Source organism: Stappia stellulata (assembly GCF_020176715.1).
Lineage (GTDB): Bacteria > Pseudomonadota > Alphaproteobacteria > Rhizobiales > Stappiaceae > Stappia.
The window spans coordinates 1-8,620 of sequence record NZ_JAIVMF010000041.1; the positions used below are offsets into that span (position 1 = coordinate 1).

General features: G+C 62.8%; 10 protein-coding genes. 8 read left to right on the top strand and 2 right to left on the bottom strand.

Annotated features, from left to right (window positions below; translation table 11 throughout):
* The 3 genes from LC092_RS20835 to LC092_RS20845 all read left to right on the top strand — a co-directional run.
* The coding region (locus LC092_RS20835) for a uracil-DNA glycosylase (protein WP_224809633.1) at positions 1 to 689 on the top strand (689 nt) is incomplete at its 5' end.
* 123 nt (positions 690 to 812) lie between these two features.
* Complete coding sequence (locus tag LC092_RS20840) at positions 813 to 1,670, top strand: S49 family peptidase (RefSeq protein WP_224809642.1); 858 nt, start codon at positions 813 to 815, stop codon at positions 1,668 to 1,670.
* A gap of 76 nt (positions 1,671 to 1,746) precedes the next feature.
* Entirely contained in the window at positions 1,747 to 1,932 is a 186-nt protein-coding gene (locus LC092_RS20845) for a hypothetical protein (RefSeq protein ID WP_224809634.1), read from the top strand.
* A gap of 24 nt (positions 1,933 to 1,956) precedes the next feature.
* On the opposite strand, the gene LC092_RS20850 is transcribed toward LC092_RS20845, so the two are convergent.
* Positions 1,957 to 2,370 carry a MerR family transcriptional regulator gene (locus LC092_RS20850; RefSeq protein WP_224809635.1) on the bottom strand — a complete coding sequence of 138 codons (414 nt, stop codon included), beginning with the start codon at positions 2,368 to 2,370 and terminating at the stop codon, positions 1,957 to 1,959.
* Between the two features lie 111 nt (positions 2,371 to 2,481).
* On the opposite strand from LC092_RS20850, the gene LC092_RS20855 reads away from it, so the two are divergent.
* The 3 genes from LC092_RS20855 to LC092_RS20865 all read left to right on the top strand — a co-directional run bounded on the left by LC092_RS20855 (position 2,482) and on the right by LC092_RS20865 (position 5,020).
* Positions 2,482 to 3,186, top strand: coding sequence for a cation transporter (locus LC092_RS20855; protein WP_224809636.1), 705 nt, complete (start codon positions 2,482 to 2,484; stop codon positions 3,184 to 3,186).
* A gap of 171 nt (positions 3,187 to 3,357) precedes the next feature.
* Positions 3,358 to 4,287 carry a glycine--tRNA ligase subunit alpha gene (locus LC092_RS20860; RefSeq protein WP_412103631.1) on the top strand — a complete coding sequence of 310 codons (930 nt, stop codon included), beginning with the start codon at positions 3,358 to 3,360 and terminating at the stop codon, positions 4,285 to 4,287.
* 91 nt (positions 4,288 to 4,378) lie between these two features.
* Positions 4,379 to 5,020: an MT-A70 family methyltransferase gene (locus LC092_RS20865; RefSeq protein ID WP_224809638.1), complete on the top strand. Its 642-nt coding sequence runs from the start codon at positions 4,379 to 4,381 to the stop codon at positions 5,018 to 5,020.
* On the opposite strand, the gene LC092_RS20870 is transcribed toward LC092_RS20865, so the two are convergent.
* Positions 5,021 to 5,839, bottom strand: coding sequence for a BglII/BstYI family type II restriction endonuclease (locus LC092_RS20870; RefSeq protein ID WP_224809639.1), 819 nt, complete (start codon positions 5,837 to 5,839; stop codon positions 5,021 to 5,023). It abuts the gene before it with no gap.
* A gap of 128 nt (positions 5,840 to 5,967) precedes the next feature.
* Between LC092_RS20870 and LC092_RS20875 the strand changes: the two genes are divergently transcribed.
* Both LC092_RS20875 and LC092_RS20880 read left to right on the top strand, forming a co-directional pair.
* The gene (locus LC092_RS20875; RefSeq protein ID WP_224809640.1) at positions 5,968 to 6,525 is read left to right on the top strand and encodes a LemA family protein; all 558 of its coding nucleotides are present in this window, start codon (positions 5,968 to 5,970) and stop codon (positions 6,523 to 6,525) included.
* Positions 6,526 to 6,554: 29 nt separating this feature from the next.
* On the top strand, positions 6,555 to 8,498 hold the full coding sequence (locus tag LC092_RS20880) for a DUF2207 domain-containing protein (RefSeq protein ID WP_224809641.1): 1,944 nt from the start codon (positions 6,555 to 6,557) through the stop codon (positions 8,496 to 8,498).
* Positions 8,499 to 8,620 lie beyond the last annotated feature (122 nt).

Here is an 8,620-nt window from a genome sequence, read left to right on the forward strand (position 1 = left end):
CCGGTTCGGTGCCGCTTCCCAGCGAGCCGGCCCGCCCCGCCGGCCCGCAGGCGCCAACGCATCATGCCGTGCTTCCGGACGACGAGGCGGTGGCCGCCGCGCGCGATCTGGCCCGCGCGGCGCCAACCCTTGAGGCGCTGCGCGATGCGGTCGGCGCCTTCAACGGCTGCAATCTCAAGATGTCCGCCAAGTCGCTGGTGTTCGCGCAAGGCCGTCCGGGCAGCCGGGTGATGTTCATCGCCGAAGCGCCGGGACGCGACGAAGACCGCGCGGGCGTGCCCTTCGTCGGTCCGGGCGGGGCGCTTTTCGACCGCATGCTCGCCGCCATCGGCCTGTCGCGCGAGGCGGTCTGTCTCACCTATCTGGTGCCCTGGCGCCCGCCGGGAAACCGCAAGCCCAGTCCGCAGGAGGTCGAGATCTGCAAGCCGTTCGCGGTTCGCCAGATCGAGCTCGTGGCGCCTGAAATTCTTGTCTTTCTGGGAGAAAGAGCAGCCCAGGCGCTGACCGGCCAGGCGGATGGCATTCTCAAGCTGCGCGGCAAGTGGCTGGAGATGCCGCAGGCAGGCGTGCCGAAGGCAATCGCAACCTTCCACCCGGATCTCCTGCTGCGGCAGCCGGAGCAGAAACGCCACGCCTGGCGCGACCTGCTGGCGCTTCAGGCCGCCGTGCAGGCCACCGCGTCCGCCTGAGCCGCAAGGCAAGCCGCCGTCGCGCCAATGCGATTGCGCCTTTTTTCGGCGGTGCGAAAGCTTATATCCACCCGAAGGACGCGATCGCCGTCCGTGATTTTCAAGCCAAAGAAGGATTTCCGCGTGTTCGACCGTCTGCGCAAACATCTTCCCGGCAAATGGGGCAATGTCCCGGTGACCGTGCCCGTCGTGCGCCTGCAGGGTGCGATCGGCATGGCGTCCCCGCTGCGCCCCGGGCTGTCGCTGGCGAATGTCGCGCAGCAACTGGACAAGGCCTTTTCCGTCGACGGTCCGGCCGTGGCGCTGATCGTCAATTCGCCGGGCGGGTCGCCGGTCCAGTCGCGCCTGATCCATGCGCGGATCCGCGCGCTGGCTGAGGAAAAGAAGAAGGAGGTTCTGGTCTTCGTCGAGGATGTTGCGGCCTCCGGCGGTTATATGCTCGCGGTCGCCGGCGACGAGATCATTGCCGACCCGTCGTCCGTGGTCGGCTCCATCGGCGTCGTCTCGGCCGGCTTCGGCTTTCCCGAGGCGCTGGCCAAGCTCGGGATCGAGCGCCGGGTGCATACGGCCGGACCGAACAAGGCGATCCTGGACCCGTTCCGCCCGGAGCGCGAGGAAGACGTGCAGCACCTCAAGGCGCTGCAACTGGAGATCCACGAGGTCTTCATCGATCTGGTGAAGAGCCGGCGCGGCGAGGTCCTGAGCGACAACCCCGATCTTTTCACCGGCCTTTTCTGGACCGGCACCACGGCGCGGGATCTCGGGCTGGTCGACAGCCTCGGCGATTTGCGCTCCGTGCTGAGGGAGCGCTTCGGCGAGACGGTGAAGACCCCGCTGATCTCCGCGCCGCGATCGCTGTTCGGGCGCCGCCAGGCGTCCGGCGTCGAGGCCGGCGCCGTGGGCGGACTGACGCGGGGGTTGGCGGATGAAGCCTTGTCCGCGCTGGAAATTCGCGCGCTTTGGGCACGTTTCGGATTGTGATTGCGCGAAGCGGCGGCGACACTGCCTTGCAACAAGGACGTTGCGGGCCGGTTCGCAAGACGACGGGAGCGGTGGAATGGTGAATGTATTTGGCGCTGCGGCGCTCGCGGTCGGCGGATATGTGCTCTTCCGCGCGGTGCGGCGGGAAATGAGCCGGGTGGAAAACCGGGTGTCCAAGGCCGCGCGCAAGTCTGCCGAGGGCCAGCCGATGAAGACGCTGGAACGCGATCCGGAAACGGGGCGCTATAAGCCGAAGGACTGAGGGCGCACAAACGCCTTTGAAGGATCAGTGCTCGCTGTCGCACAGCGAGTGATCGGCGAGCGCGTGAATGACGTGGCAGTCGCCGACGGTGTCGGCATCGCAGGCCGACGTGATGCGCTCCAGCTCCGCCTCCAGCTTGCGCAGCCGCGCGATTCGGGCGCGCACCTCGCCAAGATGCGCGCCGGCGATGCGGTGGGCATCGACGCAGGGCATCTCCGGCGTCTCGCTCAGTTCCAGCAATTCGCGGATCGCCTCCAGCGGCAGCCCGAGATCGCGGGCATGGCGGATGAACGACAGCCGCTCGCGCGCGGCAGGCTCGTAGCGGCGCTGGTTCCCTTCAGAACGCACCGGCGGGGCGATCAGCCCCTGTTGTTCGTAATAGCGGATGGTGGGGACCTTGACGCCGGTGGCCTTGGCAAGAGCGCCGATGGACAGCATGACGTTTTCCTCTTGAACCTCTAGTCGCTAGAGCATTTAGGGTCTGCTCACACAATCGGCAAGGACCCGCAAGCGCGCGGTCCGGCAACGGGAAAATGAGGAAGACCGATCATGGGTGCGTGTTGCGGACACGATCACGGAACGTTCGAAGGCCTTTCGGACGACTACAAGCGTCGGCTCTGGGCCGTCATCGCGATCAACGCGGGGATGTTTGCGGTCGAGATGATCGCCGGTCAGATGGCGCAGTCCCAGGCGCTGAAGGCCGACGCGCTCGATTTCTTCGGCGATGCGCTGACCTATGGCATCTCGCTGGCCGTCATCGGCGCATCCTTGCAGGTGCGCTCGATTGCAGCCCTGGCAAAGGGCTTCAGCCTGCTCGCCATGGGGTTATGGGTGTTCGGCTCCACGCTCTACCAGCTCTTCGTGCTTGGCGTTCCGCAGGCCCAGGTGATGGGCGCGATCGGCTTTCTGGCGCTTGCCGCCAATCTCGCCAGTGTCGGCTTGCTGATGCGCTACAAGGACGGCGACGCCAATGTGCGCTCCGTCTGGCTGTGTTCGCGCAACGATGCGATCGGCAATATCGCCGTGATGCTGGCGGCGGCCGGCGTCTGGGCCAGCGACACCGGCTGGCCGGACCTTCTGGTTGCGGGCCTGATGGCCGGACTGTTCCTCTCCTCCGCCTTCCAGATCATCGTTCAGGCGTGGCGCGAGCGCCGCGCGGACACGGCGGCCTGCGCCGTAGCGCCGGAGGCTGCCTCCGGCGGGCATGCCCATGCCCACGATCACGCTCACGACCATCGGCATGAGCCGGTCTGAGCGACCGCTTGTGTCTCTGCAAGCGACGGCAGGCGCGGGCAACCGCGCCTGCCGCCTTGACGGCGCCGGGCGATGGTGGCACCTCTCGCGCCGGCCGGGCGCGAAGGCGCGCTCAGGTTCCGGCAGCGGCAAGGACGACAGATCATGACCAGCGAAGCAGTGCCCGCGCACATGCGCCCCGAAAACTCCTTTCAGGGGCTGATCCTGACGCTCCAGCGCTACTGGGCCGATCAGGGCTGCGTCGTTCTTCAGCCCTATGACATGGAAGTCGGCGCCGGCACCTTCCATCCCGCGACGACGCTGCGCTCGCTCGGCCCGCGCCCGTGGAAGGCCGCCTATGTGCAGCCTTCGCGCCGTCCGACCGACGGCCGTTACGGCGAGAACCCCAACAGGCTGCAGCACTACTACCAGTTCCAGGTGATCCTGAAGCCGTCGCCGGAGAACCTGCAGGAGCTTTATCTCAACTCGCTCTATGCGATCGGCCTCGATCCGGCGCTGCACGACATCCGCTTCGTCGAGGACGACTGGGAAAGCCCGACGCTGGGCGCCTGGGGCCTTGGCTGGGAGTGCTGGTGCGACGGCATGGAAGTCTCGCAGTTCACGTATTTTCAGCAGGTCGCGGGCTTCGAGTGTTCGCCCGTTTCCGGCGAACTGACCTACGGGCTGGAGCGGCTCGCCATGTACATCCAGGGCGTCGATAACGTCTACGACCTGAACTACAACGGCCGCGAGGGCGCGGAGAAGGTCACCTATGGCGACGTCTTCCTGCAGGCCGAGCAGGAGTATTCGCGCCACAACTTCGAACACGCCGACACCGAGACGCTGTTCCGCCACTTCAAGGACGCCGAGGACGAATGCCGCCGCCTGCTCGCCGCCGGCGCTGCCGCGCGCGATGCGGCCGGCGCGACGGTGCATCAGGTGGTGCTGCCAGCCTACGACCAGTGCATCAAGGCGAGCCACGCCTTCAACCTGCTCGACGCGCGCGGCGTCATCTCCGTGACCGAGCGCCAGAGCTACATCCTGCGCGTGCGCGAGCTGACCAAGGCCTGCGGCGGCGCCTTCCTCGAAACGGAAGCCGGCGGGGTCGGATATACCGGGTAGTTAAATCTGAGCTGTCCAGTGACAAGAACTGCCACGCGCACTAGTGTACGAATGTCAACGCGAATCAATAGACCTGATGTTTGGAGAGATCATGGACCCGGCAAAAGAGCTGCTAGAGGCGGCGGGTGGCGTTCGCTTCAAAACGATCCTGGCTGACCCGCCTTGGCAATTTCAAAATCGAACCGGAAAAGTGGCGCCGGAACATCGACGTTTGAATCGATACGGCACAATGACACTTGATGATATCATGAAACTTCCGGTAGCGGATATCGCTGCTGAAACAGCCCATCTCTATTTGTGGGTGCCGAATGCCCTGCTGCCGGAAGGTCTACAAGTTCTTCAGGCGTGGGGTTTCACTTACAAGTCTAATCTCATTTGGCATAAGGTCCGTAAAGACGGTGGATCGGATGGGCGCGGTGTCGGATTTTACTTCAGAAATGTTACAGAAATTATCTTATTTGGTGTGCGCGGCAAAAATGCCAGGACACTTTCGCCAGGGCGAAGTCAAGTTAATCTTCTTGCTACTAGAAAACGCGAACATAGCCGCAAACCGGATGAGCAATACGACATAATCGAGAGTTGCTCACCTGGTCCTTATTTGGAGCTATTTGCGCGTGGGACGCGTCCTGGCTGGGTTCTTTGGGGAAACCAGGCAGACGATGAATATCGTCCCACTTGGAGTACATATTCCAATCATTCTCGCGCATCTTTTAATATCGAGCCGGCAGAGTAGTCAGTTTTGTTCATCTTCTTGTTCCATTACTTCTTTGAGGACCGCATTAACATCATCTTCGAAAGTTACAATTTGATCAGGCAACCCAATAAGGATTAAGGGGCACGGGTTTCCTACGCCACGGTGTACTCGATCCTCTAATTTTCTCCAATGTGTTGTAGCTGCACCAAATTTGTCGGCAACAAAACCGTCGGCAAAGGCTTCAGAAAACGTAAGTGGATTAACATCTCGCTCGACGCGCTTCATAATTGCTTTTCTTTGGCGCTGAGTTGGCGAAACCCCATATTGTTCGAGATCGGCAAAGCTTACGACATTACGCTGTGCAAGAAAGCGCCGCACCAAACCCTTCATTTCGTCTTGTAGAGACGAGCCGCGCGTGATGATTATACCAATACTAATAGCCCCTTCTGCGTGAAGCCTTTTAAAATTCTCTAAGTCTCTATCAAAGAAAGGGTCTTTATTATTCCATTCGATTTCGAGAGCAATAACCTGTTCGCCATCAAATATTCGAACATGGTCCACTTCATGCGAAATAGATTCGCGAGGAATATCATTAATCTTTTTTTCGATTTTAAAATTTCCCTTATTCCATCCAAGTTCTGCAAGCCTGCGCCGGAGGCGTTGGGTTCCCTTGGCTTCCCCTCCACCAGAGCCAATGATTTCTTCAATCGGAATGGTGAGATTGAGTAACGTGCCTTTCAGCTCCTCCCATGCTTGAGGGAAGTCGAGCGCCAAAATAGCCTGCGCGTGTGAATGAAATTCGATCTGATAGCCCTTGGCTATCAGACCCTTCGTGTCCAGTATGTCATTATGTTTCATGCACGTCGTGATACACGATTCGTTTGGATTGCAGTATCAGCTAAGTGCTCTTCTGTACCATAGTCTTCATTACGAGCTACAGTCTGGGCCTAGCCGCGCTGCGGCTTCGAGTTTGAGGGATGTATTGTATGGGAACCTGGATCGTGCTCGGCGTGCTGGTCGCGCTCGGGCTTTATGTCGTCTACCTCTACAACACGCTGGTCCGGCAGCGGCAGATGGTGCGCGAGGGCTGGAGCGGCATCGACGTGCAGCTCAAGCGGCGCACCGACCTCATCCCCAATCTGATCGAGACGGTGAAGGGCTACGCGGCCCACGAGCGCGCAACGCTCGAGGAAGTCACCGAATTGCGCGCACGCGCAGCCAGCATGCCGCGCGACGACGTCGCCGGCCGCTCCCAGGCGGAATCGATGCTCTCCCAGGCGCTCGGCCGGCTGTTTGCCGTCGCCGAGGCCTATCCCGACCTCAAGGCCAACGACGGCTTCCGCGACCTCCACGCCTCGCTCGACAAGGTCGAGGAAACGATCCAGATGGCGCGGCGCTATTACAACGGCGCGGTGCGCGGCCTCAACGTGACGGTGGAGAGCTTTCCCGCGAACCTGATCGCCGGGAAGTTCGGGTTTGAGCAGGCCGAATATTTCGAGATCGAGGATCCGGCCGAGCGCGCCGTTCCGACCGTGTCCTTCTAGTCTGACCCTCGCTGCCGGGAGAATACGCGATGCCGTGTATCGTGAAACTGCGCGGGGCGGTCGCGGCGCTCTGCGTTGCGCTGGCGCTGCTGACGGTGTCGGCCGCTCCGGGGCTTGCAGTCGAGCGCATCCAGTCTTTCAACGCGACCATCGATATCGCCGGCGACGGCACGCTGACCGTCACCGAGACCATCCGCGTGCGCGCGGAAGGCAACCAGATCCGGCGGGGGATCTACCGCGACATTCCGCTTGCGATCGATACGCCCAACGGGCGCATTCTCGCCGGGTTCGAGCTTCTCTCTGTGACCCGCGACGGAGAGGCGGACGGCTACAGGGTCAATCGCGGTGGCGGCGGGGTCCGGGTCTACATCGGCAGGGAAGAGGTCTTCCTGACGCCGGGCGACTACACCTATAAGCTTGTCTACCAGACGACGCGCCAGATCCGCTTCTTCGAGGGCTATGACGAGCTGTTCTGGAACGTGACCGGCAACGAGTGGATCTTTCCGATCGACACCGCGAGCGCGCGCGTCGTGCTGCCCGACGGCGCGGTGGCCAGCGAGTGGACCGCCTACACCGGCTTCTTCGGCGAGCGCGGCAACGCTTTCACAGCCCGTGCGGAAGACGGCGGCAACAGCGTGGTGTTTTCCACCACCCGCTCGCTGACCATCGGCGAGGGCCTGAGCGTCGTCGTCGCCATGAACAAGGGGGTGATCGCACCGCCGACGCCGGAAGAGGAGTTCGGCTACTTCCTCAAGGACAACATGGCGACCATCCTGGGCGGCGGCGGCATCCTTCTGGTGCTGGCCTATTACATCGGCGCCTGGTGGCTTGTCGGGCGCGATCCGCCCCGGGGTGTTGTGTTTCCCCGTTTCGAGGCGCCCGACGGCGTGTCGCCGGCGCTCGCCGCCTATGTCCGCGACAAGGGGTTCGGCGACGGCGGCTGGAAGGCGCTTTCGGCCGCCTGCCTCAATCTCGCGGTCCACGGCCGGATGAAGATGGAGGATTTTTCCGACGATCTGACGCTGAGTCGGCCCGAGGAAGAGGTTGGTAATTTGCAGGGCCTGCCGAAGGGCGAGGCGGCGATTGCCCGCTGGTTCGACGCGCGCGGCGATGCGCTCACGCTCAGCAAGAAGAACGGCACTTCCGTCGTCTCGCTCGGCAAGAGCTTTCGCGGGGCCATCGAGGCGGAGAACCGCGGACGCTTCTTCAGGGAAAACCGGCTCTATCTCATTCCCGGGATCGCCTTGAGCGTCATTACGATCATCGCGCTTGTCGCTTACGGCAATCTGTCCCAGACGGAGATCGGCGCCCTGTTCCCGGCGATGATGGCGGGTTTCGTGATTTCCATCTTCAGCGTGCGCATCGCCAAGGGCATGAGCCGCGCGCGCGGGATCGTGGCGCGGGTGGGGCTGGCGATTGCGATCTTCACGCTGATCATGGCGCTCGGGATCGCGGGCTTTGCCGTTATCTCGATCAACGGCGAGATCCCCTATCCGGTGCTGATCGCGGCCGCGCTGTTTTCGGTGAATGCCCTGTTCTTCTTCCTCATCGGCGCGCCGACGGCGGTCGGGCGCACCCGTCTCGACGAGATCGAGGGGCTGAACATGTATCTGTCGGTCGCGGAAAAGGACCGCATGAACATGGCCGGCGCCCCGGACATGAGCCCGCGCCACTTCGAGACGCTGTTGCCCTATGCGGTGGCGCTCGGCGTCGAGGAGCCGTGGTCGCGGGCCTTCGAGGACTGGCTGACGACAGCGGCGGGAGCCGCGGCCGCGGCAAGCTATGCGCCGGGCTGGTACAGCGGAAGCCACTTCGATTCGCACCATATCTCCAGCACGCTGGGCAAGACGGTCGGCGCCATGTCGGGAAGCTTCTCCTCCTCCGTGCCCGTGCCCAAGTCGTCCTCCTCCGGCTTTTCCGGCGGCGGGTCGTCCGGCGGCGGCGGTGGCGGCGGCGGCGGTGGCGGCTGGTAGGCGCTAGGTGTGAAGTCTCAGGAGGTTGTTCACCCGGTTCGGGGTTAGGCTGCAATCGCCAAACTCCAGCCGAGGATCCCGAAGGATGAACAACCCGCACCAAGGTGCCCGCCTTACCGTCT

Coding starts and splice junctions, on each gene's coding strand:
- LC092_RS20860 (WP_412103631.1), top strand. CDS start 3,358: ATGCGCCCCGAAAACTCCTTTCAGGGGCTGATCCTGACGCTCCAGCGC.
- LC092_RS20850 (WP_224809635.1), bottom strand. CDS start 2,370: ATGCTGTCCATCGGCGCTCTTGCCAAGGCCACCGGCGTCAAGGTCCCC.
- LC092_RS20855 (WP_224809636.1), top strand. CDS start 2,482: ATGGGTGCGTGTTGCGGACACGATCACGGAACGTTCGAAGGCCTTTCG.
- LC092_RS20865 (WP_224809638.1), top strand. CDS start 4,379: ATGGACCCGGCAAAAGAGCTGCTAGAGGCGGCGGGTGGCGTTCGCTTC.
- LC092_RS20870 (WP_224809639.1), bottom strand. CDS start 5,839: ATGAAACATAATGACATACTGGACACGAAGGGTCTGATAGCCAAGGGC.
- LC092_RS20880 (WP_224809641.1), top strand. CDS start 6,555: ATGCCGTGTATCGTGAAACTGCGCGGGGCGGTCGCGGCGCTCTGCGTT.
- LC092_RS20875 (WP_224809640.1), top strand. CDS start 5,968: ATGGGAACCTGGATCGTGCTCGGCGTGCTGGTCGCGCTCGGGCTTTAT.
- LC092_RS20845 (WP_224809634.1), top strand. CDS start 1,747: ATGGTGAATGTATTTGGCGCTGCGGCGCTCGCGGTCGGCGGATATGTG.